This window comes from Streptococcus suis (genome assembly GCF_019794615.1).
GTDB classification, from domain to species: domain Bacteria; phylum Bacillota; class Bacilli; order Lactobacillales; family Streptococcaceae; genus Streptococcus; species Streptococcus suis_AI.
Window position 1 is genome coordinate 13,249 of record NZ_JAIMDU010000007.1, and the last position, 24,951, is coordinate 38,199.

Here is a 24,951-nt window from a genome sequence, read left to right on the forward strand (position 1 = left end):
TCCTTTTCTACTATGACAGTCTAGCATAAGAATCAAAACATAGCAAGAAAGACTTCTTTGAATTTACCTCAAATTGAATTGAAGAAAAATGTATCGATTACTATTTAAAACCACTATTTCCACTTTTCAAGAAAAGCTGTCAGCTCTGCCTGTGCTTCTGGCGTGGTGCCGACAAGCTGACCTAGCATGGCTTCGAGACGGGCTGTAGTTTCTGCAATTTCCTTATCGGTCTGGGCAAGCTTATCCGCAAGCTCTGTCAGTGGAACAATAGGCTCTTCTTCAAAGGTATCGACATAGCGAGGAATGTTGAGGTTGTAGTCATTTTCCACAATCTCATCAAAGCTAGCTAGGTGGGCAAACTTGTCCACATCTTGACGGTCTTCATAAGCTTTCAAAATCTTAGCGATATGGTCATCGGTCATGATATTTTGGTTTTTACCCTTGTCAAACTCTTTTGAGGCATCAATAAAGAGGACATCTTTACTGGTGCGGTTTTTCTTGAGAATGATGACCGTTGTTGGAATAGAGGTATTATAGAAGATGTTGGCTGGCAGACCAATCACGGTGTCAATGGCCCCTTCTTCTAGAAGATGCTGACGGATTTTCTGCTCTGCATTTCCCCTAAAGAGAACCCCGTGAGGAAGGACAATGGCCATAACTCCTGAGTGCTTGAGATGGTAGAAACCATGCAAGAGAAAGGCGAAGTCAGCCTTGGACTTAGGTGCTAAGACACCGTAGCTAGAGAAACGTGCATCTTGCAGGAAACCAGCATCCCCACTCCACTTCTGAGAATAAGGTGGGTTCATGAGAACACCGTCAAAGTCTGTCGGCTCGGTCGTTGGCCAGTCCGCATCAAGAGTATCACCGACATGAAGTTTTTGGTTTTCAATGGCAACACCGTGGAGCATCATGTTCATGCGGGCCAGGTTGTAGGTTGAGGTGTTAATCTCCTGACCGAAATAGGAAACGGTCGAAGCCTCTTTACTGTAACGCTTAGCGTTAAGAAGGAGAGAGCCAGAACCCATGGTTGGGTCGTAGAGGGTCATGCCCTTTTGATGCTCACGTCCGAGGAAAACTATCTGGGTCATGAGGTGGGATACCGCTTGAGGCGTGTAGAATTCACCTGCTTTCTTACCTGAGTCGCTGGCAAACTGACCAATCAGGTATTCATAGGCATCCCCCAAGACATCTCCATCATGGTTGCTGAGATTGAGTTCATTGAGTTCTTTAATCAGGGCTGAAATAACCTGATTCTGCTTTTGTGGTGTTGGACCCAACTTTTTAGAATAGAGGTCAATGTCTTCAAAAAGGTTGTCAAAAATCTCATTTGACTGCTCAATGTCACGGAAGCCCTGGGCCAAGTCTTCCAGCTGGAAATTGCTAGAGTGGACTTTTGCCACCAAGGCAGTAAAGGTCAAACCAGGCTCGATAAAGTAGCCCAGCTCATCATCAAGGACATCCAGCAAGTCTTCCTTGACATCTGGATCCGCAAAGTTTTCTTCATAGAGCGCTTGTGCCTGTGACAAACCGTCAAAGGATTCATCAAGGTTGTCACACACTGCCAGAAGCAACTTATCTGACAGGTATTTGTAGAAAATCAAGCCCAAAAGATAGGACTTGTATTCGTTAGCGTCCATCTTGCCACGGAGAATATCCGCCGCATTCCAAAGGGACTGGTAGAGGGATTGGGAGTTGTTTGAATTGTTCATGTCTGTGATTCTTTCTAAACTTATTTTCTAAATCATATATTTATGTTATACTAACTTGGTAGAAAAGTGTTGTTACTTTCATAGTTGAAGTAACATGAGACGGTGGCTCTCATTTCTAAAAAGGGAGGTGATGCCTATGGGCATAACTGAACAAATCTATTTAGAAAGGATGAGCTAGTTTTTTGACAGCTTTTGAGGTTGTGCAAACTATTCTAGGCTTTGCAAGTTTTGTCATAGCCTTGATTAGCTTGTGCTACAAACTCTTCAAAGATGAAAACAAAAAATAATCCGTCCCCACTTTCGGCAAGTTGAACGGATTATTTCTGTAAATATGAGCCACCGTCTTAAACGGTTCTACTGAGAGTTGGATTGCCGTCCAACTCTTTTTCTATGCTCATTCTATCAGAATAACAACCGTTCGTCAAGAAATAAAATGGGAATTATGAGGACGAACCTGTCTCCCAGACAGGCTGAATTATACAAATAATTTACGGAGTAAGGTCTTTTTCATTTCTTTCAAGCTAGCCAACTTGTCCTCCACCTGAGCAATCTCTTGGTCAAGGGTTTGGAAGAAAATAATAATTTTCTCCATCTCAGCTTTAGTAGGAATACGCAAAAGGATTTGTAAGAAATCATTTTCATGAATTCTCCATTGTCCATAAACTACTCCTTGTCGAAATTTAATCATTTTTGCAATAAAATCTTTTCTTTGAGATAAGATTCCTATAAAGGAGCTTTCAAATTCATCCTTACTATAAAAAATACTATATACTGGAGAGATAACAGCCTTCCCTGTTTTATTAAACCCAATTGATCCTGTTTCTAAATTATTTGAACTATAAATGAAATCACCAAGTTCTGTTTTTTTATATTTTTTATTATCTTCTTTTACAAGAAAGCTCCTATCATATCTTTCCCCTTTAGGTGTAACACCAACTCCTTGAACAAATGACATTAACGGATACTCTTCATTTTCTGCAATTTGTTCATTACGCTCTTTTAAAATCTCCCCCAACTTGACTTCTTCCCAGTCGTCTTCAAAGCCTTGGAAACGGAGGGCTGGTTTGGTTTGTCCCTTGGCTGGAAAGAGGAGTTTGAGATAGGTCTTCTTCTGCTCCTTGAGCATGTCCAACTTACGCTGATGAAGGGTGATGTATTGGTCAAGGGTGGAGAAGAAAGTGCCGATGGCTTCTTGTTCGGGGAGGGAGGGGAACAGAATTATTGAATTTTTAATATCATCAGAATTTATTGATTCGAAAGTTGAACCTGTACTCAACTTTGTCCAATAACCAAATAATTTCATTTTAACTAATAAATGATAAATAAATTCATTCCCTTTTAATCCCGCAACTCCTCTACCAAGAACAACATTATAATTTGTTCTTCCAACATCTCCAACAGGTGCTCTAACTGATAAAATCAAATCACCTTTTTCTGCGGTTTTTGTTACCTGTGTCGTCCAAACTCTTGGAACAACAAAACCATCTCTCAAGTCAGCATTTCCTTGAACCAAAATATTATCTAATGGATTATCTGTATAATTCTTAGAGTCAGGAGATTGCCCCATGACTATCTCCGCCACCTCCCCCAACTTCCGCAGTTCCCAAGCGTCAGTGTAGCCTTGAAAACGATAGGCGGGGATATTATTGTTTGTTTTCATTTAATCTCCTTACACTATTGTATTTGAATTAGTATCAATAAACCTCAGTTGATAAGCTTTCTTCGCTCCCCAATCATTCAAAGTTCTCTTGATTTTATACTCATCATCCTTGGCAAATGCATCAATATAGATATCTATATTAGGGACTTTTTCAAAAAGTTCCTCAAAGTATGGTCTATCCACTATATGACTATCGGTCAAGTTAAAACCAATTACATAGAGTTCTTTAACATCTTTCAATCCATCGAAAAACTCAGCGTGTTTTTGCAATTGCTTTTGAACAGGTTTCCTAGTCGCTTCAACAGCCACATCTAAATAGTATGGAGTTGCAGTTGGGTCTTCTTGTGGCTTCGAATAGTAATCACCATGCCCCATTAAAAGTTTTGTTTTATCTAACTCTCCATGAATATGGCAAATTTGTTTTGGAAAAATACCATAGTATTCTTCCAAAACAGGTGTATAGTTAAAAGTCAAGAAGTAGGCATCCTTTGAAAGCATAATCGTATCTTTTGAAATATGCTTTGAAATTGTTCTCTCTTCTAACTCGTTTTCCCAATCCTGATACACATTAGAAATCCACTTTCTTAATAACTGTGGAATTGCATAAGATATAAACTCTTTAATGCTATCCGCTGTATCTTCTGCTATATGTGGAGCATATTCTGGGCTTGATGGAAACGTTTCGACAAGCAATCCACCAATATTAACCAAAGATTTTTCAAAATCTCTCCAAAATTCTTCTATCTTGCATAACTTTAATAGAATTTGGTAGAAATAGCGATAAAAATTATTATCTATTGAATATTCAAAGTTAATTGAAGCCGGCAACTCAATGCTATCCAACTCTAGTTCAATCTTTTCGTCTTCTTCCAAGAAAAAATCTTCAATTTGTTTTGTATCGTCTATGGAGGATAAAATTTGATTTTCTCCAAAAGCTTTTTCATAAACAAACTTTTTGAAATATAGATAGTCTGATTTTAATCCATGTGCTATATCAAACCCATTTCCAATAATAAATAGTTTATCCATCTTCCTACCTCCCCCTCAATGGTAGGATGTCTTCCGCAATCATGTTCATATAGTCCTCTTTGAGGGCTTTTTTGTATTTGAGCTTATTGAGGGCTTTGTCGCCCTTGTTTTCCTTATAGCTTGTATAGTCGTAGGTGTCAACTAAAGCTTTTTCCCCGATTTGCTTGTCCTTACCGACGCGATAATTGTCCACGATAAACTGGAGTTCGTCTTCACCAACACACCAATCACGCGCTGTGGATATGACTTGTTCACGGATGGTCAGGTCAATCATTTCATCTAGCTTGTGAGAGATAGACTGACCTTTGAATTCTTGAGTATTGGTCTGAGCTTCCTGCCAGATTTTAGAGATGAGTTGGGAAAGTTTTGGATTGGTCTTGTCCAAGTCGGCGATGTAGTTGTCCACCAATTTTTTCTCCTTGTCAGGGATGACTTGATTTTTACTATCAATCAGGTTTTGGATGAGGGAGATGATGTAGTGATAGTTGATTTCATCTGTACGGACAGACTCCAGCTCGTACTCAATGTCAAAAGGTGTTTCATCAACGCCTTCATCTTCTTTACGGCGTCTACGGAGTTCTTCAATAACGTTTTGGTACTGACCTGAAAAATTTTCAATATCCTCTAAGCTTAGACCAATTTCCTTAAGAATTTCTTCTTGATCATACTTAGAATAAACTTGAATAGAAGCAAACAGTTTATCAAATTCCTGAAAAGCTTTTGCAAATCGTTTCAATTCGACATCACTGCTGGCATCCAAGTCTGGTACCATTTCAGGACTTGGAGAAATGGCTAACAATTGGTGAACTTTCTCCAAAAATTTTGCTTTTTCTTCCAACCAAGTCGGAGCTAGCACCGCAAACTCACCACCATTTGAGTAAAGACTGAGGGCCTCGTCAACCTTTTCCTTGAAGCGTTCTGGAGTCTGAAATGTCACGATTTGCCCAAACTTCTTGCCCTCGTCAAAGAGGCGATTGGTGCGGGAAAAGGCTTGGATGATGTGTTGGGGTTTCATAGGTTGCCTGTCCATGAAAATGGTAGACAAGCATGGAGCATCAAATCCCGTTAGCAGGCGATCCACCACGATAACCAAGTCCAACTGCTCCTCACGGAAGGCATACTTATCTTTTTTCCGTGCTAAGCGTTCATTGAGGTCAGTATTATAAGAACCAAGTGTCGCAAGTGTAAAATGAGTCCCGAACATGGCATTGTAATCGTCCAAACTTTTGCTCATGTAATCTTGATTGGCAAAAGATGACTCGTCATTCTCGGTCACTGAGTAAGTGATAGCAACTTTTGGAAAGTCTGGCAGTACTTTTTTTACAGATTCAGAAATTGTCAAGCTCTTATGACCAGCCTTCACTTCTTGTATCAAATCATAATAGGCTTGGGCACGAGCGATAGATTTGACAGTCAGCAAGCCCTCGTAGGTTTTTCCAACACCATTTTGGAAACCAAGTTTTCTCTTGGATTTGTTTAGTATTGAATCCAAGACAGATAACATATGACGCTCGTCATCATAAAATTCGTCCTCAATCTCATCTTCATACCAACCTGGCATAGTGGTCTTATACTCTACTTGGAATCCTAATACTGCTCGGTCATGGATGGCTTCTTTTACAGTATACTCATGAAGACATGGCCCATACTGTTCTTCTGTAGTCTGAGCTAAATCCCCTTTTTGTTCCCGCTTATTTTCTTTAAAAATAGGTGTCCCAGTAAAACCATACCAAAGAGAGTTGACAAAGAACTGTTCTAAAATTCGTTGGCGTTCTGGTGTGACAGCACGGTGGCACTCATCCACTACAAAAGCTAATTTAAGATTTTTGACTCGTTGGAAAAATTTCTCATGCAAGCCCTCTTCAAATTGACGCAATAGTGTATTGAGTTTCTGGATAGTCGTGACAATAACACGTCGGTCTTCGGAAAACAGATTTTTGAGTAAGTGCTGTGTATTATCCGTCTGATCGATATCAATCATGTCGTTTTCAGCGTAGGACAAAAAGGCCGAGGTAGTCTGCTGATCAAGATCCGTCCTGTCAATGACAAAAATCGTCTTTTCAATAGATGGGATTTGTAATAGATTTCGAGCTACTTTATACGATGTCAATGTCTTACCTGAACCAGTCGTATGCCAGATATAGCCTGACTGACGAAGCCGACTAGCATCTTTGATTGCCTCAATAGCATGTACCTGATATGGTCGAAGTAAGATAAGAGCTTTTTTATCGTCGTCAATCACGCTATATTGCATAACCATTTGATGGGCCATAGGAATAGAAAGGACCTCTCTAGCAAAGTCAAAAAGATGAGGTTGCGGTTGGTTATTCTTATCTACCCATTTGGTCAAAAAGCGGTCGTTGAGTTTAGATTCCTTGGCAGCCGCGATATAGCGTGTCTCCGTAATATTTGAAACCACAAACATTTGCAGACTTGAGAAAATACCCTTAAATTGCCCTTCTTGCTCATATTTACGAATTTGACGAAAGGCATCCATATAAGGATGTGAACGACTTTTAAGCTCAATCTGTATCATTGGAAGACCATTAATCAATAACGTCACATCACCACGTCTTTGTCTTGCAGCGTCACCCTTTGTTACAACTTGGTTGACGACTTCATAGCTCGACTTGCCTCCCGCAACATTGTGTCGCCAGATGACCTCCAATCGAATGGTTCCCAGACTAGCATCTTCCCGTTGAACTTGAACTTTGGCAATACCATTTTCTCCTGCTAACCACTTGGCAGCCTCGTAGAAATTTACAAAATTTAGCTGATTTCTAATTTGATGTTTCTCTTGTTCGGTCAGAGGGTGATCGGATAAATAGCGTACATTATTTTCTTCCAATTTAGCAAAAAAATTCGCCCAGAGAAGTTCCTCAGTGTTTAATTCAGGACGATAAACCCACTGGCTTTCACCACTAGTCAAATGACGAATAAGTTCATCTTCAAGCTGGAGTTCCTTAGAAGGTTTTGGGGTCTGATAAAGAGCTTGAGGGTCAACCAATTCTCGTTTCCCTGGCAATAAGCGCATGCTGATCTGAAAATCTTTCAAGTCCTCTTCATTCACTTTTTGCAATAAATTATGAAGATGCTTTCGAAAACCAATTAATTGACCAAAGGCAGCTGTCAATTTTTGTTCAGCTTCTGCATAGTGACTTGGTTTACGTTTTATATCAAGATAACCCTTAAGAATGTCAATCAAGCGATCCTGTTCTATCTGATAAACCGCCTCTAGTTCTTGAGCATTATCCTGCCTCTCTAACTTCTCGATCAGTCCAGTCTGATAGTCATTAATAAGGTTAATTTCTTCGAGTAGTTCTGGTGCATATACTGGAATTTCCACTAAAATTTGATTCCAATTCATCTAAATCCCCACCTTTCGACAACGCAAAAAGCCTGCCGATTTGGGCAGGTTTTGGGTATTGATGGATTGGAAAGGAAATTTAAATTGCCAAGATATATATATATATATATATATATATATATATGTGTGTGTGCAAACATGTATAGAAGTTTCATAGTTTTCCCCTAAAATTTACAATGGATTGTTACGTATATTTTACCACACCTCTACCTAAAAAGAAATGATATTTTCACTCCTTCTCCAACACCTTAAATGGGATATGGGAGTAGTCTCTATGCTCTTTTAAAAATTCCAAGGCTTCTTTTTTTACCTGTACGAGATTGACACCTTGGGCATGTGCCCCATAAACACAGCCACAGTAACACTGGCGATAAATATCATATTCTTCACACATCTGAACCGATCGCTGGTAACCACTATTTTTCTTGAAATCACTCGGAAGATATTGGGTATCGTACAGCTTCTGCACCTCAATTCCAACAGCATTGATGGTTTGCGCATTCTTATGTGGACTAATTGTCAATGCCGAACCAAAGTAGTCAAAACCAAGTTCAACCGCATTTTCAGCGGTCTTGTCCAAACGATAATCATAACATACCTTGCAACGGTCTCCTCCCTCTGGCTCATTTGCCAGATGCTGGGTTTTTTTGAAAAATTCCTGAGGGCTATAGTCAGCTTCCAAATACCCCACAGTTTGACCTGTTTTCTGGTTGAAATCACTGACAAACTGGGCAGTCACAGCTGCTCGCCGTTGGTATTCCGCCTTTGGATGAATATTGGAATTGGCAAAATAGATAGTAACATCCGCATATTGTGTCAAATATTCCAGTGTATAGGTAGAACATGGTGCGCAACAAACATGCATGAGAACCTTGGGACGAATTCCAGATGACTGCCATGATGCTGCCATTTTCTGAAAAACCTTGTCATAATTGACCTTTTGATTTGGCGATAATTGAGTTAAAATCTCTTCAACTGTTATCATATAACCTCACAATCATCCTTTCTTTCACTTCCAGCCAACTAAAAGCACACCTTCAATGGTAATTTCAGTCAACTGCTTTAAGTCCAGCCTAGACTGGTCCACTTGGAAAAAGAGGGGGGTCATATCTGCCAATACTTGAGCATGATCGGCAGAAATCGGCAGGGTACGACTGACAAAGACCTCCTCAACCTGTCCCACATAAGCCTTAAAATGCTCCACTATATCACGATTATCATAGGACTCCTTTCGGAGTTGGTCTTTGGCTAAATGGCGGAGCTCCTTGAGGTGATTGGGTCCTGGGACCAGTTTGAGAATAGCCCCACCGTCTTTTAGTACTCTGGCGAACTCCTGATAATTGGCTGGGGAAAAGATGTCCAAGATGCCGTCAATGGTCTTGTCTTGAATCGGTAACTTGGTCAAGTCTCCAACAAACCATTTGACTGACTTGGTACTGTCAGATCTGGCTGCTAGGAGTATGGAATCCTTAGAAATATCAAAAGCAAGAATGTCCAAGTCCATTTTCTCGGCTAATTTGCGGGAATAAAAGCCCTCTCCACAGCCGATGTCCAAGACTGACTGCAAACCCAGCTCTGCTATTTTCCCCTCCAAAGCCTCGTAGAGATGATCGTAATAGCCTGCCTCTAAAAAGGCCTGACGATTTTCAAAGCTAGACTTGTGGTACTTGGCAGACTGCTTGACCTGGGGTGCCAGATTGACGTAGCCTTGCTTGGCGATGTCGAAGGTATGGCGGTTGGGGCAGCGGAGGCTGTTGAGGTCAAGACCAAGAGCCTGCCCACAATGTGGACAGGCGAAAAATTGGTCGCTATTGCTAAAACGTGGATGTTTGGTCATGTTAGGTATTTTCTTTTCTAAAGCGGTGCAGGGCTAGTCCTGATAGGAGCGTGGCAATGGCTCCTGTAAAAACTAGCAAGTAGCCAATTGGGAGCAGGTAGAAGTTTTCATGCAGGATGCCGTTGGCATCGACATATTCGACGGAATTGGCCTTGATGAGAAAGCAGACAAGGCCTAAAACCATGAGAAAGCTTCCAATAATGGTAATGGTCAGGTGCATCTGGGTACGACGGCCTTCGCGACCGTCCTTGACTAGTTTTTCTGTCATGTTGTTCATGTCAGTTCCTCCTAAGATAAGTTGATCTAGGGAGATTGAAAAGACAGAGGACATGAGAATCAAGAGTTCCAAATCGGGTAGGTTTTTGTCATTTTCCCAGTTGGAAACAGCCTGCCGCGTCACATTGAGTTTGAGGGCAAACTGTTCCTGAGTCAAACCATTTTTCTTGCGTAAGTCTTTGATTTGTTGTCCAAAGTTCACTTCCTTCTCCTTTCAGGACCTGGCTTGCAGGCCCTGACTTTATCTTAGCTTGTCGGTCGATCTTTGCCAAGAAAGGCTGGCTTGCAAATAACATTTTTGACCGCAAGGTCATATTGCGGCAGACTTTTTCCAGCGCAAGTCCTGCTTGCAAGCCTGTCCTATCAAGGTATTAGGTTAGTATCAACTTCCTGTCAACCTAGCCAAGCTGTTCCGATAAGTCTTCCCATTCTTCCATGAGGCTATCTTGTTGGTTTGTCAGTTGGTCGATTTCTTTTTGGTAATCGGTCAACGAACCAATGTCATTGGTTTCTAGCATGGCTTGGTTGAGCTCACTCAAGCGGTTCTCAATAGTCTCGATTTCTACCTCGATTTGCTCGATGCGGCGGGCCAATTTGCGTTGCTCTTTTAGATTTTCCTTTTGGGCTTGGTAGTCCATGGCTCCGGTTGATTGGTTAGCCGTTTCTATCTGTTCAGGCAAGGCTTCTGCTTCCAGCTCTGCCTTTTTCTCCAAATAATAATCATAGTCGCCCAAATAGAGCGTGGAGCCCGTTTCCGAGATTTCCAGTACCTTGGTGGCGACGCGGTTGATGAAATAACGATCGTGGCTGACAAAGAGGAGGGTGCCATCAAAGTCGATGAGGGCATTTTCCAAGACCTCCTTGCTGTCGATATCCAAGTGGTTGGTCGGCTCATCAAGGATGAGGAAGTTGTTGTTTTCCATGGACAGCTTGGCGAGGAGCAGGCGGGCTTTTTCCCCACCAGACAGCATGGAGACGGACTTTTTGACATCATCGCCTGAGAAGAGGAAGGCTCCAAGGCGGTTGCGGATTTCCACTTCAGGTGTGGTCGGAAAGGCTGACCAGAGCTCCTCCAAGACCGTGTTGGAGGGCGTCAGTGCCGACTGGGTCTGGTCATAGTAGCCCACTTCCACATTGGCACCTAGCTTAGCTTCCCCTTTGATAAATGGCAGAGCTCCGATGATGGATTTGAGCAGGGTTGTTTTTCCGATTCCATTGGGACCAACTATAGCAATGGCATCCAGCTTTCGTTGGTCAATGGAAATAGGCTGAGAGAGAATGTCTCCATCGTAACCCACCGCAGCATTTTCCACTGTCAAGACAATATTGCCAGAAGTCTTGTCCGACTGGAAAGTCATGTTGGCAGACTTCTGACCAGTTGTTGGCTTGTCCAGTCGCTCCATCTTCTCCAACTGCTTGCGTCTAGCCTGGGCACGCTTGGTGGTCGAAGCTCGGACGATATTTTTCTGGACAAAGTCTTCTAACTTGGCAATCTCCTTCTGTTGCTTTTCATAGTTTTGCAACTCGGTCTGCAGCTTCTGTTCTTTGAGCTCAACAAACTGAGAATAATTACCCACATAGCGATCCAAGGAATGCTTGGTCAAATCCAGAGTGACCGTTGCTACCTTATCCAAGAAATAGCGGTCATGGCTAACAATGATCAAGGCTCCTTTGTAATGTACTAGGTAGTTTTCCAGCCAGGCAATCGTGTCAATGTCCAGGTGGTTGGTTGGCTCATCCAGCACCAATAATTCCGGGTTTTCAAGCAACATTTTTGCCAGTGCAAGACGAGTATTCTGCCCACCAGAGAGCTCAGAGATTTTCATATCCCACATGGTCTGGTCAAACTTAAAACCATTCAAAATAGCACGAATATCTGCCTCATAGTTAAAACCACCGGCCAGACGATATTCTTCCGACAGACTATCATAGGTCTTCATCAGCTGGTCGAGTTCATTACCAGAAAGACTGCCCATTTGCTCTTCCATACCACGTAGACGTTTTTCTGTCGTCCGCAAGTCGTCAAAGACATGGAGCATTTCATCGTAAATGGTATTTTCCGACTGGAATCGACTGTCCTGCGCCAGATAAGAAAGGGATAGATCCCGTTTGGTAGAAATCTCACCGCTAGTCGCTGCTTCTTCTCCGACAAGGATTTTGAGCAGAGTAGACTTGCCTGCGCCATTTTTTCCGACAAGGGCAATCCGATCCCGTTCATCTACTTGAATGTTGATATTGTTAAATAAAACTTCGCCCGCAAAAGAGCGTTCAATCTTGTTTCCACTTAGAATAATCATAGCAATATTGTACCATAATTTAGGGTAACAGTGCGGAATCCTTTTTCTGATTTCAACAAAAAACAGCGACTTTTCAGTTGCTGTTTTTCATGTGATTTTCACATTTTCTAACCTAAGCCATTCAGTAGTTCCTTATTCTGCCAAAGCAGGTAAAGTCCACCAACAATAATGATGACCATGATCATAAACTTAATCAAGCCTTTCACAAATCGAATGATGACTAGCAATATCATCGAGACAATCAACCATCCCCATGCAGAGGAATTCAATAATGATTCCATTCCAGCAAGACTGTTCCCCGCCAAATCACGCACCGGGGCAGGAATTTTTTCCACCCAGTCCGATGATACACCCAATTGATTCATAATTGACTGCCCACTTGTCTTCAGCCATGCAAAAATGCCGGCATTATAGAGAAATAGCAGAGCTTGCTCAGGATACCGCTTTAATAAATTGCGAAACATGTTAAGATAGACTCCTTTATTTATTTTATGATTCGTATATCAGTCAATACGTAGTATAAAGCTGGACAACTGCATCAATATCTGCCTGCTGAATACCATGATTGGAACCCGCTGACTCCATGACAGAGGTCTGATTATCTTCATGGTCTAGACCAATCGCGTGTCCTAATTCGTGTTCAGCTGTGTGAACAATCCGATCCATATCATAACCATATTGTTCTTTTAACAAATAATAACTATTTAAGCGAACCGTTACTGAACTATAATAATTCGTAAGTAAGTTCGTTGTTGAATTGGCTTCGCCTGCTGCCTGCGTATTTCCATCATTCATCTCTGTTGCAATAATATCGGCCTGACTGGGGTCAGTAGTAAGGACAAGGGTAAAGGCACCTGTCGCATTCCAATTAGCAATGGCTGTCTCATAGGCAGCCATAAAAGTCGGGTTTTGGGTTTCAATATAGACCGTCGCAGTATTACTTTCCCAACGGCCATGATCGGCTGTATTCACCGTATCAGTTGTGAGGTGTTTAATGGTATCAACACCTTCTTCTAAAGATACCTCTGATTGTCCATTGACCATCAATTGAACTTCTTGTGCCAATGTTTGAAGCATTTGAGGGGCCGCATCTTTTTGAAAATAGAACAGCAATCCCAAACCACAGGTGATGACCACCATTGATAACCAAACTAAGCCCCAAAACGTTCGCCAAATCCACCGAAAAATACTTTTAATAATATTCATATACTACACCTCTACCTGGAAATAGGCTTCAGTATAGCTAAATTTTCTAAATCTTTTCTTAAAACTTAAGATAATCTTTCTTCTAATTCAAAATCAATTGGTAACCAAGATAAAACCTTTTCAATCTGCTGGTTCCAATAATACCATTCGTGTTTGCCAGGACCAACACTTGCTTCAATATCCAGACCCGCATTTTTTAAAGCATCAACCGCCTTTTGATGGCCATCAAAGAGAAAATCTTCTTCCCCACACCAGGCATAGAACTTTGTTTTTTTATCCGATTGTTTGACCATTTCTAGCAAGCTATTTGGATTTTTTGTGTCAGAAATATCCCCAAAGACTCCCTGCCAGTAGGCCATATTTCCCAAGGACGCTGAGGCGGGATTGTCAAAATCAAACTGGAGAGCTCCTGACAAAGATGCTGCGTAAGAAAAACGATTTGTCCCCAGTGCCAATTTAAAAGCACCATAACCACCCATTGACAAACCAGCTATAAAGTTCTTTTCGCGCTGATTAGACATATTTGGGAAGAAGCGTTTCAAAATCTGAGGCAATTCAATCGCAAAGGCGTCATAGTAATTCATACCATAAGTAGTATTGGTATACCAGCCCTTATCTGTATTGACCATAACAACAATGAGATTGGTATAGCGAACCAGTCGTTCAATTGTCGACCGATTGAGCCAAGAGTCGTGGTTCCCTCCCATTCCATGTAGGAGATACAAAACAGGAATGTCTTTATCATCTGGATTTTCAACCCGATTCCGGTCTGGATAAAGGACATTGACCTGCCTAGACATATCCAATACTTCCGAGTGATATTCTATTTTCATAATAGCCATATATTTCTCCTTATTGGAAAGAGCCTGAGTTATCCTCGGCTCTTCACAAATTTATTAATTTCATTTAACTTCCATAATCACTGGCAAAATAGCTGGGCGACGTTTAGTCTGTTCAAATAGGAATTTAGCGAGGTCGTCGCGAACAGCAGTTTTCAACTCTGTCCAGTCAAAACTATCTTTTGTAAAGTAATTTTCAACTGTTGCATTCACTAACTCTGAGGACTCACGCAAGATATCCTTACTCTTCTTGACATAGACAAATCCTCGGGTATTGACTTTAGCCTTAGAAATAATTTTCTTTTCACGACGATTGACTGTGATAGCTACAATAAAGATGCCATCTTCAGAGAGAATTTTACGATCACGCAGAACAATATTTCCAACATCACCGATTGCATTACCATCAATCATCACATCACCAGAAGGTACGGCACCATTGTGAACAAAGTCTCCATCTTCGAAGGACATCACATCACCGCGTTTGACGATGATAATATTCTCTGGGTACATACCGATTTCAAGAGCAGCTTTTGCATGAGCTTCTAATTGACGGTATTCCCCTTGGATAGGGAAAAGATATTTGGGCTTCATGATATTCATCATCAATTGAAGATCTCTAGAATTCCCATGACCTGACACGCGCAACTTCTTCGCTATAGACTGTACAATCCCACCAGCTTTATACACTAAGTTTTCAACACGGGCTACCACCGCTTCTTTTGAAATACTTGGAGTCGTAACAATATAAACTAGATCTCCATCTTTGATTTCAACATACCTGTGTCTACCGATAGCCATTTTTCTCAAGCCATTCAAAGGCTCACCCATACGACCTGTTTCAAGAATAATGAGCTCATGGTCCTCATACTTCGCAATGTCTTTCGGCTTCACAAGTAATTTTTCACTGACAAGATGCAACTTCTTCAGTTGAATTGCTGTACGGACAATGTTCTCCACGTCATGACCCGTTAGGACAATACGGCGACCTGTTTTTTCCGCTGCATCAAAAATTTGTTGGATACGGACAATATTGCTGGCAACTGCTGCAACAATGACACGGCCATCCCAATCGGCAATTGTATTTAGAATTTCTTCCCTTGCTTCATGCATACTTGCACCCTGTTCACTGCTGTCAGCATTGGCAGAATCAGACAAGAGCGCTAAAACTCCCTCATTACCAATCTCAGCTAAGCGACTAAAATCAGTCTTGTAGAATTTATCTGCCGCTTGGTCAAATTTAAAATCACCTGTATAAACAATATTACCTTGATCCGTTTTAATCACCACTCCCAAGCTTTCAGGAATGGAGTGAGTTGTTTGGAAGAAAGAAACAACCGAATCCCCAAAATCTATTTCAGTCTTCTCATTGATTACATGAAAATCATTGAATTTTTTCGTTGCATTATTATTTTTAACAATCAATTTTGCTAATTCAATCGTCAAATGCGAACCAAATACCGGTACCTTCACTTTTTCCAGAAGGTAAGGAAGCGCCCCAATAGCATCCGCATGCCCATGCGATAAAAAGACTCCTGCTACACGGTGCTTATTTTCTTCCAAATATTCAAAGTTCGGAACGACAACATCCACACCAAGTTGTTCATTTTCTGGATACTTTGCACCCGCATCCAAAACAAAAATATGCTCATTTACTTCGGCAATATAGAGGTTTTTCCCATTTTCCCGAACACCACCAAGAGCCATAATTTTAATTGTGCTCATCTTTACTCCTTTTGGACATCCCACAGGTGTCCATTTTATTTTTCTTACCAACGGTCCTTGGGATGCCCAAGTCGAATTACAGTCTGCTATTTATCGTCATTTAGTTTTTCTTTTATTACTTCGACGTACGAGGAAACTTCGTTTCCCTATTTCCAACTTCAAACACTCCACAGGAGTATTTGAACTCGCCTTGCCTGATTGAAACAGTCTGGGGGATACGAATAGTCCGGTGGACTATTCGTACCTGAGCCTGAAAACAAAAAAGCGAAGTACACCAGCTGGTCACCTAGAAACAAGAAAGCATTGAGTTATGCCTGCGGCTTTTGATGCGAACTTTGTTCGCTCTATTTCCAACCTCCAACTATCTCCCAGATAGTTGGAGCGAGTACTAAAAGTAAACTAAAAGACTATATTTTAGCTATCGTTTCTATTATACATTTTTTCAAGAAAATTTACAAAAACTCCGCTGAAAATCAACGAAGTTCCTATAAATAAATTTGTAACAAAATCACTTTTGTCTCCATTTGATGACGTCCATGCGAACCAAGTCCATAAACATTCTTACAAAATTGAAAAACTAACTATTTCATACTACATCACAATTCAACGATATGGACTGAAAAACCAATTTCCTCAACAAAACGTAAAACATCTTCAGTCTTGACAAAAATTGTTTTGGTATTCACATTTGGATGGAAGGTTAGTATGGGTTGAGCTAAAATTTCTTTGTCAAAATAGACTTGAATATCCTTTTCAACATTATGCAACAAACCAAAAATAGAAACCACTCCAGCTGGCAAGTGCATCTTTTCCATCAAACTATCACTGGAGGCCATCCGGATGCGGTTGGCTCCCACCAAATCACGAAAATGGTTCATATCCAACTGCTTCTGGTCATCCATAATCAACAAATAGAAAGCTGTTTTCTTTTTGTTTGTCAGAAACATAGACTTGGTGCGGACTCCTTCTAATCCTTCTATATAGCGGTCCGCATCTTCTGTGGTCAAAGCAGCTGGATGTTCAATAAACTCGTAATCAATTCCTAATTCTGCCAGTTTATTAAAAACAAGGTTTTCCATGACGCTACCTCTCTATGTATAGTCGAATGAATTCGCTTTCAGACAAGAAATTGAGATGCAGGTAGCTAGAACAGACTAATGGGCTGTTCTAGGTTGGAAATAAGACTTGCGAAACAAGCCACTTTCGTAGAGTATGACAAACCCAAAGTGACGATGTATCAAAGCTAATTCAAATGACTTTATATAAGTATAGTATACTTCATTTTTTTATACCGCTCAAAGGAAAAGAAAAGCCTGGATTGCTCCAGACTATAGGGACCTGTATTCACAAGTGAAATGCACTGAGTTAAGTCTATTTTTGTGCTAAAACTAGACTTAGAAGTACTGAACTATGACTACAGGTTCTTAATCAAACAACTTATAATAATCTTCCAGTTTCATCTTAGATTTTTCTTCAGCAGTCTGATCCTGAATGATCTGACCATTTTTCATGACAATCAGTCGATTGCCGTGACGCAACGCATCTTCCATCTGATGAGTGACCATAAGCGCAGTCATTCCCTTGGTCGCAATCAATTCATCCGTTAACTGCATCAAGGATTGACTGGTTTTGGGGTCAAGTGCAGCAGTATGCTCATCCAATAACAATAATTCTGGTTGTTTCAAACTCGCCATCAAGAGACTCAATGCCTGACGTTGACCACCTGATAAAAGCCCTGCTGGCGTTTCCAAATGTTTTTCCAAACCATTTCCAACTCGCGGTAAGAGTTGAGCAAATTCCTCTATCTGTTGAGATAATTTACGTGGTACCAAACCCCGTCCCTCGCCACGGTATTTTGCGATGAGCAAGTTTTCAGCCACCGTCATACGAGGAGCTGTTCCCATTTTCGGATCTTGAAAGACACGAGCTAAGTATTTTGCCCGTTTCTCTGCAGGCCAATTGGTTACATCCTCACCAAGAATATGAACTGAACCACTGGTCAAGGGCAAGGTTCCTGCAATGACATTAAAAAGTGTTGACTTTCCAGCTCCATTACCACCTAAAATGGTAATAAAATCCCCTTGGTAGATGGTCAGATTTACCTTATCTAAGATGACACGCTCTTCATTAAATCCATTGGTCACTACTTTAGTAGCATTTTTTAATTCTACAATTGCTTTCATCTTGACAAACTAGCTCCTTTCAACACTTTATTTTTCAACTCGGGAACCATGAGACAGATTGCCAAAATCATAGCAGAGAAGATACGAAGGTAGCTAGTATTGATTCCTAGTGAAATAACACCGAGAATTAAGAATTGATAAAAGATAGCACCTACAGCAATGGCCAATAATCGCTCTAGCATGGTCAGATTTCCATAAAGAACTTCACCGATGATTAGACTTGCCATTCCGACCACAATGACACCAATACCACGAGAAACATCCGCATAGCCTTCCTGTTGTGCAATTAAGGCGCCAGCAAGAGCAATAATCCCGTTTGAAAGTACTAAACCGAGCAATTCCATTCTGCTGGTGTGGATCCCAAAACTACGCGCCATATCTGGATTGTCCCCTGTCGCGATAAAAGCTTGTCCAAGTTTTGTATATAGGAAGAACATCAAGGCTGCAATCACTAAGGCAACACTTCCCAAACCTAACAACAAGCTATTGACCTGATCAGAAAAAGGAAGTAAATCTTGTAAACGATTCGTATTCAACAAGCCCAAATTAGCACGACCCATGATAAATAATATAACAGAGTGGCAGGAAGACATCACTAAAATACCAGCCAAAAGTGTAGGGATTTTCCCCTTGGTATATAACAAGCCTGTAACCAAGCCTGCCATGCACCCTGCCAATACAGCTGCCAAAGTTGCCAAAACAGGATGAACTCCCTGAGTGAGCAAGGTAACAGCAACTGCACCACCTAGAGGGAAAGAGCCTTCGGTCGTCATATCTGGAAAATTCAATATTCTAAACGTGACGAATATTCCTATACCAAGTACAGCCCATAAAAGAGCCTGTGAAACTGTTGATACAATCATAACTATCCTTTGTTTTATTCAATAACTTTACTTGCCTGATTGATCACATCATCTGACAAGGTAATTCCTAATTCTTTAGCAACTTTTTGGTTGACTACAATGGTACCCTCGTTAAAGATTTGCACAGGTGTGTCCGCTGGATTGGCACCATCAAGAATTTTTGCAGCCATTTTACCAGTTGCAACACCCAAGTCATATTGACTGAGGGTAACAGATGCAATACCGCCACCTTCGACCATGTCTTCTACGCTTGTGAAAATCGGTGTTTTGGTTTTATTTGCCACAGATACGACAGTTGAAAAGGCAGATGCAACCGTATTATCTACAGGGGTGAAGAGGGCGTCTACCTTGCTGCTTGCCACCTCTACAGTAGAAGCCAATTCATTGCTTGAAGCAACTGCATATTCAAGAACTGTATAGCCAGCCTCTTCTGCTGCTGCCTTAAATTCAGCAACTTGAATTTTTGAATTGTCTTCGTTTGAGGAGTAAAGAACACCGATTGTTTTTGCATTTGGTGTAATTTCTTTAATGAGAGAAACTGTATCTGCTACTGGTGTTTGGTCAGATACTCCTGTAATATTTCCACCAGGATTTTTCAAGTCAGTTACCAAGTTAGCCCCAACAGGATCTGTTACAGCCCCCATGATGATAGGTAATTCTGTCGTAGCGTTTGCTAATCCCTGTGCAGCAGGTGTCGCAATACCAATCAATAGCTCATTGCCATTGTCCACCAATTTTTTACTCATGGTTTGAACCTGTGACTGATCACCTTCTGCATTCATAAAATCAATGGAGAGATTCTCAGTTGTTGTATAGCCACCTTCTTCAAGTCCTGCTTTGATTCCCTTGTAAATTTCGTCTAGTGAATCATGTGTGACAAATTGGAGAACCCCAATTTTAACTTTTTCTGTGCTATTCGTTGAATTGTTCTGTTCTTTTTGCGTCAAAAACAAGGCAGCAACCACCATCACAGTAAGGGCAATAATTGTAGCAAGCAAATTCTTATTTTTCATCATTTCTAATTCTCCTTTTTAATAAACAAATCCTACACCATCAGTATACTTTTCCACCATCGCCATCGTTTCATCATAAATACCTCGTTTAGATAATAGTCTTTCAGTTTGCTTTTAGTACAAGGCAACGAGCTGCAGTCAGCTTGTACAGTCGAGTGACTGTACAAGGTTGGAAATAGCACTTGTGGAGCAAGTCACCCCTGCAAAGTACGGCAAAGCGAGTTCAAATAATGATGAAATTATTTGAAGTTGGAAATATGGAAACGAAGTTTCCTCATTCGTCGACGTAATAAAAGATAAACTGAATGACTAAAAGGAAAAAGCCCCCGCAGGAAAAACCTGCGAGGGCGTCAATGACACGGTGCCACCTCACTTATGGGAATTGTCTAGAATCCTCCCATATCTCATCTCCTCTAACAAGGAGTTGCACTGTAAGGTGTGCCAACCGAACTATCATTGTTTTAAGTTCATTTGCGTGACTGTTTTGGCTGATTACTTCGTTAGCTCTCCTTGCTATACCGCTAGTATAAGCTGCGTCGACCTGCCTCGTACTCAGCCAAAACAGTCTACGCAAAGTATGTTATGCCAAACAATCCTTGTGAATTTAGGGCATTTTAGGACTAGGCAGTCGAGTGAAGGCAGTACTGGTGGTACGGCAAGACCGACTAACGAGGTCATAAAATAGACATAAATGCACATCAGCCCATTTCATAAAACTCCGCCACCCGTTCCCAGTACCACAGGCTCCCTGAAGACTTCTGCTTTACTACTTCTTCTGATTACAGACGATTATACGGCATCCATCAATCTTTGTCAATACTTTTGATTAAATTTTCTGAAAATTTTTCTTCCGGCTCCGTGCTGGGTCTCATCAAAAAATCTATGAAATATGATATACTAGACTGAGTTATAGCGATTAGAAAGAGGAAAACCATGTCTTTTGACGGATTTTTTTTACATCACATGACGGCTGAGTTAAGGGCCAATTTAGAAGGTGGGCGGATTCAGAAAATCAACCAGCCCTTTGAACAGGAAATTGTTCTGAACATCCGAAGCAACCGCCAGAGCCATAAATTACTCTTGTCTGCACATTCAGTTTTTGGCCGTGTCCAGCTCACTCAAACAGAATTTACAAATCCTAAGGTGCCTAATACCTTTACCATGATTCTGAGGAAGTATTTACAAGGTGCGGTTATCGAGGAAATTAAACAGTTAGAAAACGATCGCATCTTAGAGTTTTCGGTGTCCAACAAAGATGAGATTGGAGACCATATCCAAGCTACCTTGATCGTAGAAATTATGGGGAAACATAGCAATATTATCTTGGTAGATAAGTCTGAACAGAAGATTATCGAGGCTATCAAGCATGTCGGTTTCTCGCAAAATTCCTACCGAACTATCTTGCCTGGCTCGACCTACATTCGTCCACCGGAGATGCATTCTCTCAATCCTTACACGGTGTCTGATGAGAAATTGTTTGAAATTTTGTCCACGCAAGATTTGTCTCCGAAAAATCTGCAACAAATCTTTCAAGGTTTGGGTCGGGACACGGCTTCTGAACTGGCCAGTCATTTGCAGACAGACCGCCTGAAGAACTTCCGTGCCTTTTTTGACCAGGCTACACAGCCTAGCCTGACAGACAAGTCCTATGCTGCTCTGCCATTTGCCAATAGCCCTGAAAACCAGCCACACTTTGAGAGCCTGAGCAGTCTGCTGGACTTCTACTATCAGGACAAGGCGGAGCGGGATCGGGTGGCCCAACAGGCCAATGAGCTGATCAAGCGGGTGGCGAGTGAGTTAGAGAAGAATCGCAAGAAGCTGGTCAAGCAGGAGCAGGAATTGGCGGATACGGAGACGGCGGAGTTGGTGCGGCAAAAGGGTGAGCTCCTGACCACCTATCTGCATCAGGTACCCAACGACCAGCCGAGCGTGCGGTTAGACAACTACTATACGGGCCAGGAGCTGGTGATAGAGTTGGACGTGGCTCTCACTCCTAGCCAAAATGCCCAGCGTTACTTCAAGAAGTATCAGAAACTCAAGGAGGCGGTCAAGCACCTGACCAACTTGATTGAGGAGACCAAGGCGACCATTGTCTATCTGGAGTCCGTTGACACCATGCTGGGGCAGGCTAGTCTGCCTGAAATCGACGAAATCCGCGAGGAATTGATTGAAACAGGTTACCTCAAGCGTCGCCACCGTGAGAAAATCCATAAACGCCAAAAACCTGAGCGTTACTTGGCGACGGACGGAAAAACCATTATTCTGGTCGGAAAAAATAACCTGCAAAATGATGAGTTGACCTTCAAAATGGCCAAAAAAGGCGAACTCTGGTTCCATGCCAAAGACATTCCAGGCAGTCACGTGGTCATCACAGACAACTTGGACCCAAGCGACGAGGTCAAGACAGACGCGGCCGAGCTGGCTGCCTACTTCTCCAAGGCAAGGCATTCTAACTTGGTTCAAGTCGATATGATTGAAGCCAAAAAACTCCATAAACCAACAGGTAGCAAGCCAGGTTTTGTGACCTACCGCGGTCAGAAGACCCTCCGCGTCACCCCAACAGAAGAAAAAATAAAGACCATGAAAATCAATTGATTTTCATGGATCTTTTCGTTTACCCATTTTTTGGAAAGTGAACAGTCATTGTGGTGCCTTGACCTAGTTGACTAGATACTTGGACACTGGCACCATGAACCTGTAAGGCATGTTTCACTATTGATAGTCCAAGGCCTGTCCCCCCCACTTGTTTTGAACGACTTTTATCCACACGATAAAAACGTTCAAAAATACGTTCCTGATCAGCTTGCGAAATACCAATGCCGGTATCTCGAACCTCTAGATTAATGTGTTCTTGATCTTGATATAGATCAATTGTGACCTGACCACCATCTCTATTATATTTGATAGCATTGTCACATAAATTATACACAATGGATTGTATGAGAGCGGGATTGCCGGTAAAATCAACCTCATCCCCATTAAATTGAAATGAGATCCCTCGCTGATCTGCTTTTTCTTGTAGACTAGCAACCACCTGTTGGATCACTCCTTTGAAGTGGATCGGTTCTTTACTGATTGTCCGCCCCTCGTCTAGTTGCGTCAATTGAAGAATATCTTCAACCAATTGGATCATCCGCTGTGACTCTTGATAAATTTTTTCAGAAAATAATTGTACATTTTCAGGAGAAACCACATTAGCCCTGAGAATTTCAGAATAGCCTGATAAAATATGCAAAGGCGTCCGCAATTCGTGTGATACTGTTGCTGTGAATTCTCTCCGTAACTTATCAAGATAATATTGTTCAGTCACATCAAAAAATAGAAAAACTGCTCCGGATTGGAGTTTGTCTGTCAAAATAGGTCTGGCAATAACCTTGTACTGACTATCTTTTATTTCACAAATGGACTCCACTTTTTGCCCATTCAAAACGGTATCCATCAGACTTTTCAGGCCAAGATTCCGTTGAAAGAAAGGCAAGGATTGGCCAAAATCATCAGATTGAAAATCAAGTAGTTGGCTGGCTGCTCCATTGTAACTAACCAAATGCCCCTTGGCATCCACAATAACCATTCCTTCTCTTATCTTGGAGATAATGGTGTCAAACTCATCTTGCTTTTGTTGCAATAAGGTTTCTTTTTCAGCAAGTTGTGATTGATGGTAATCCAGACGTTTCAGCAAAGGGTGGAGTTCCGCGTAGACTTCATTGTCTAATGGTTTATCCAAATCAATTGCTTCTAAAGGTGCAAGTAGTTTTTTTGAGGTTAGTCTTGCTAGGAGGATTGCTGCAAAAACAGAAATCAAAAATAGTAGACTAACCCATGGTGCTAAATTCCATAATAAAACAACAATCGTTTTCTGTGCGATAGCTAAGCGAATCACTGTACCATCATTTAAGCGTTGAGAAGTATAGAGCAATCGCTGGGTTAAAGTGGCTGATTGTCGAATACTCTCACCATAACCAGTTTCGAGTGCTTCCACCACTTCTTCACGATTGCTGTGGTTGTCTAATTGTTTGACATCTTTTTCAGAATCATAAAGCACTTGACCGTCATGTGCAATCCAGGTAACACGCAAATCTTGCAAATCAATTTGATCCAGATAGGTCTGTCCATCCTCCTCAACTGCTTGTGTAATGAGACTGGTTTGGAGCCTTAATTGATCTAACTGTGAATTTGTAAAGTAGTGATATAAATACCCTAAGATAAGGATAATGGTACCTAAGAAGATGGACATCGAAGACAGCAAAACTGTTCGAAAAATTTTCTTAGTCATCTTCTTCCTCCAGTTGGTAACCAACACCTCTAACAGTCTTTATGTACCCACCTGCACTCCCCAGTTTCTGACGTAAGGTTCCAACATGCACATCAACTGTACGGGTTTCTCCGAGAAAGTCCTGTCCCCAAACCCTGTCCAATAATTCTTGACGACTAAATACTTTCTGAGGTGCTTTTAGGAGCAAATGGAGCAATTCAAACTCCTTCAATGTCAGTTCAACTTTCCGATTTCTAACCGATACTTTATGTCGCTCTACATCCATCTGTATATCGCCAAAGCAACAAAGATCCGATGGTTGATTTCGCTGACTTCGCCGTAAAACAGCCTTAATACGTGAAATCATTTCCATCATTCCAAAGGGTTTGACCAGGTAATCATCAGCACCAAGATCCAGGCTTTGAACCTTATCGATTTCCGTTCCTCTAGCCGTTGCCATCACAACAGGGAGATCGCGTGTGTAGGACTGACTTCTTAGTTCCTGTAAAATGGAAATTCCATCCTGCCCTGGCATCATTACATCTAATAAAACCAAGTCTGGTAATTCTTGTTCAATGACTGGCCAAAAAGCTTCAGCATCAGCAAAACCTCTAGCCTCAAAACCAGCGGTCTTGAGGCTATAGATCATTAATTCACGAATGGCATCATCATCTTCAACACAGTAGATCATTTAT

Annotated in this window: 20 protein-coding genes; 2 read left to right on the forward strand and 18 right to left on the reverse strand. The window is 41.5% G+C overall.

All coding sequences use genetic code 11. From position 1 onward, the window contains the following. Window positions 1-113 precede the first annotated feature (113 nt). The gene (locus K6V43_RS03015) at window positions 114-1,709 is read right to left on the reverse strand and encodes a type I restriction-modification system subunit M (protein WP_222381581.1); all 1,596 of its coding nucleotides are present in this window, start codon (window positions 1,707-1,709) and stop codon (window positions 114-116) included. A gap of 182 nt (window positions 1,710-1,891) precedes the next feature. Between K6V43_RS03015 and K6V43_RS03020 the strand changes: the two genes are divergently transcribed. Then, window positions 1,892-1,996, forward strand: a complete 105-nt coding sequence (locus tag K6V43_RS03020; RefSeq protein ID WP_105097084.1) for a putative holin-like toxin — start codon at window positions 1,892-1,894, stop codon at window positions 1,994-1,996. A gap of 188 nt (window positions 1,997-2,184) precedes the next feature. Here K6V43_RS03020 and K6V43_RS03025 read toward each other — a convergent pair whose 3' ends face one another. The 15 genes from K6V43_RS03025 to trpX form a co-directional block, all read right to left on the reverse strand. After that, a complete protein-coding gene (locus tag K6V43_RS03025; RefSeq protein WP_222381582.1) occupies window positions 2,185-3,369 on the reverse strand; it encodes a restriction endonuclease subunit S in 1,185 nt (394 codons plus the stop codon). A 9-nt stretch (window positions 3,370-3,378) separates the two neighbouring features. Beyond that, window positions 3,379-4,398: an AbiH family protein gene (locus K6V43_RS03030; protein ID WP_222381584.1), complete on the reverse strand. Its 1,020-nt coding sequence runs from the start codon at window positions 4,396-4,398 to the stop codon at window positions 3,379-3,381. A 4-nt stretch (window positions 4,399-4,402) separates the two neighbouring features. Continuing rightward, the gene (locus K6V43_RS03035; protein ID WP_261311763.1) at window positions 4,403-7,765 is read right to left on the reverse strand and encodes a type I restriction endonuclease subunit R; all 3,363 of its coding nucleotides are present in this window, start codon (window positions 7,763-7,765) and stop codon (window positions 4,403-4,405) included. Window positions 7,766-7,994: 229 nt separating this feature from the next. Then, window positions 7,995-8,750: an epoxyqueuosine reductase QueH gene (locus K6V43_RS03040; protein WP_222381586.1), complete on the reverse strand. Its 756-nt coding sequence runs from the start codon at window positions 8,748-8,750 to the stop codon at window positions 7,995-7,997. 24 nt (window positions 8,751-8,774) lie between these two features. Next, a complete protein-coding gene (locus tag K6V43_RS03045) occupies window positions 8,775-9,602 on the reverse strand; it encodes a putative RNA methyltransferase (RefSeq protein WP_222381588.1) in 828 nt (275 codons plus the stop codon). A gap of 1 nt (window position 9,603) precedes the next feature. Beyond that, the gene (locus K6V43_RS03050) at window positions 9,604-10,080 is read right to left on the reverse strand and encodes a helix-turn-helix domain-containing protein (RefSeq protein WP_024404880.1); all 477 of its coding nucleotides are present in this window, start codon (window positions 10,078-10,080) and stop codon (window positions 9,604-9,606) included. A gap of 196 nt (window positions 10,081-10,276) precedes the next feature. Beyond that, window positions 10,277-12,175 (reverse strand): ABC-F family ATP-binding cassette domain-containing protein, encoded by a 1,899-nt coding sequence (locus K6V43_RS03055; RefSeq protein WP_222381589.1) that lies wholly within the window; start codon window positions 12,173-12,175, stop codon window positions 10,277-10,279. Window positions 12,176-12,282: 107 nt separating this feature from the next. Further along, window positions 12,283-12,639 (reverse strand): hypothetical protein, encoded by a 357-nt coding sequence (locus tag K6V43_RS03060; protein ID WP_024391915.1) that lies wholly within the window; start codon window positions 12,637-12,639, stop codon window positions 12,283-12,285. A gap of 43 nt (window positions 12,640-12,682) precedes the next feature. Beyond that, entirely contained in the window at window positions 12,683-13,381 is a 699-nt protein-coding gene (locus K6V43_RS03065; RefSeq protein WP_222381591.1) for a M57 family metalloprotease, read from the reverse strand. A gap of 65 nt (window positions 13,382-13,446) precedes the next feature. After that, complete coding sequence (locus K6V43_RS03070) at window positions 13,447-14,223, reverse strand: alpha/beta hydrolase (RefSeq protein ID WP_024397400.1); 777 nt, start codon at window positions 14,221-14,223, stop codon at window positions 13,447-13,449. Between the two features lie 60 nt (window positions 14,224-14,283). Next, window positions 14,284-15,945 carry a ribonuclease J gene (locus K6V43_RS03075; RefSeq protein WP_024397401.1) on the reverse strand — a complete coding sequence of 554 codons (1,662 nt, stop codon included), beginning with the start codon at window positions 15,943-15,945 and terminating at the stop codon, window positions 14,284-14,286. A 596-nt stretch (window positions 15,946-16,541) separates the two neighbouring features. Then, window positions 16,542-17,024, reverse strand: coding sequence for a prolyl-tRNA synthetase associated domain-containing protein (locus K6V43_RS03080; protein WP_222381592.1), 483 nt, complete (start codon window positions 17,022-17,024; stop codon window positions 16,542-16,544). Between the two features lie 345 nt (window positions 17,025-17,369). Next, a complete protein-coding gene (locus tag K6V43_RS03085) occupies window positions 17,370-18,128 on the reverse strand; it encodes an ABC transporter ATP-binding protein (protein ID WP_024404873.1) in 759 nt (252 codons plus the stop codon). Further along, window positions 18,125-18,991, reverse strand: a complete 867-nt coding sequence (locus K6V43_RS03090; RefSeq protein ID WP_222381593.1) for an ABC transporter permease — start codon at window positions 18,989-18,991, stop codon at window positions 18,125-18,127. The genes K6V43_RS03085 and K6V43_RS03090 overlap by 4 nt, the downstream gene beginning before the upstream one ends. Window positions 18,992-19,005: 14 nt before the next feature. After that, entirely contained in the window at window positions 19,006-20,004 is a 999-nt protein-coding gene (trpX, locus tag K6V43_RS03095; RefSeq protein ID WP_337250525.1) for a tryptophan ABC transporter substrate-binding protein, read from the reverse strand. A gap of 933 nt (window positions 20,005-20,937) precedes the next feature. On the opposite strand from trpX, the gene K6V43_RS03100 reads away from it, so the two are divergent. After that, window positions 20,938-22,599, forward strand: a complete 1,662-nt coding sequence (locus K6V43_RS03100; RefSeq protein ID WP_222381596.1) for an NFACT RNA binding domain-containing protein — start codon at window positions 20,938-20,940, stop codon at window positions 22,597-22,599. Between the two features lie 19 nt (window positions 22,600-22,618). On the opposite strand, the gene K6V43_RS03105 is transcribed toward K6V43_RS03100, so the two are convergent. Then, window positions 22,619-24,277: an ATP-binding protein gene (locus tag K6V43_RS03105; protein ID WP_024404870.1), complete on the reverse strand. Its 1,659-nt coding sequence runs from the start codon at window positions 24,275-24,277 to the stop codon at window positions 22,619-22,621. Beyond that, window positions 24,270-24,947, reverse strand: a complete 678-nt coding sequence (locus K6V43_RS03110; protein ID WP_024391925.1) for a winged helix-turn-helix domain-containing protein — start codon at window positions 24,945-24,947, stop codon at window positions 24,270-24,272. The genes K6V43_RS03105 and K6V43_RS03110 overlap by 8 nt, the downstream gene beginning before the upstream one ends. Between the last annotated feature and the right edge of the window lie 4 nt (window positions 24,948-24,951).

Coding starts and splice junctions, on each gene's coding strand:
- K6V43_RS03110 (WP_024391925.1), bottom strand. CDS start 24,947: ATGATCTACTGTGTTGAAGATGATGATGCCATTCGTGAATTAATGATC.
- K6V43_RS03100 (WP_222381596.1), top strand. CDS start 20,938: ATGTCTTTTGACGGATTTTTTTTACATCACATGACGGCTGAGTTAAGG.
- K6V43_RS03080 (WP_222381592.1), bottom strand. CDS start 17,024: ATGGAAAACCTTGTTTTTAATAAACTGGCAGAATTAGGAATTGATTAC.
- K6V43_RS03040 (WP_222381586.1), bottom strand. CDS start 8,750: ATGATAACAGTTGAAGAGATTTTAACTCAATTATCGCCAAATCAAAAG.
- trpX (WP_337250525.1), bottom strand. CDS start 20,004: ATGAAAAATAAGAATTTGCTTGCTACAATTATTGCCCTTACTGTGATG.
- K6V43_RS03055 (WP_222381589.1), bottom strand. CDS start 12,175: ATGATTATTCTAAGTGGAAACAAGATTGAACGCTCTTTTGCGGGCGAA.
- K6V43_RS03065 (WP_222381591.1), bottom strand. CDS start 13,381: ATGAATATTATTAAAAGTATTTTTCGGTGGATTTGGCGAACGTTTTGG.
- K6V43_RS03090 (WP_222381593.1), bottom strand. CDS start 18,991: ATGATTGTATCAACAGTTTCACAGGCTCTTTTATGGGCTGTACTTGGT.
- K6V43_RS03045 (WP_222381588.1), bottom strand. CDS start 9,602: ATGACCAAACATCCACGTTTTAGCAATAGCGACCAATTTTTCGCCTGT.
- K6V43_RS03075 (WP_024397401.1), bottom strand. CDS start 15,945: ATGAGCACAATTAAAATTATGGCTCTTGGTGGTGTTCGGGAAAATGGG.
- K6V43_RS03035 (WP_261311763.1), bottom strand. CDS start 7,765: ATGAATTGGAATCAAATTTTAGTGGAAATTCCAGTATATGCACCAGAA.
- K6V43_RS03030 (WP_222381584.1), bottom strand. CDS start 4,398: ATGGATAAACTATTTATTATTGGAAATGGGTTTGATATAGCACATGGA.
- K6V43_RS03015 (WP_222381581.1), bottom strand. CDS start 1,709: ATGAACAATTCAAACAACTCCCAATCCCTCTACCAGTCCCTTTGGAAT.
- K6V43_RS03085 (WP_024404873.1), bottom strand. CDS start 18,128: ATGAAAGCAATTGTAGAATTAAAAAATGCTACTAAAGTAGTGACCAAT.
- K6V43_RS03060 (WP_024391915.1), bottom strand. CDS start 12,639: ATGTTTCGCAATTTATTAAAGCGGTATCCTGAGCAAGCTCTGCTATTT.
- K6V43_RS03070 (WP_024397400.1), bottom strand. CDS start 14,223: ATGGCTATTATGAAAATAGAATATCACTCGGAAGTATTGGATATGTCT.
- K6V43_RS03105 (WP_024404870.1), bottom strand. CDS start 24,277: ATGACTAAGAAAATTTTTCGAACAGTTTTGCTGTCTTCGATGTCCATC.
- K6V43_RS03025 (WP_222381582.1), bottom strand. CDS start 3,369: ATGAAAACAAACAATAATATCCCCGCCTATCGTTTTCAAGGCTACACT.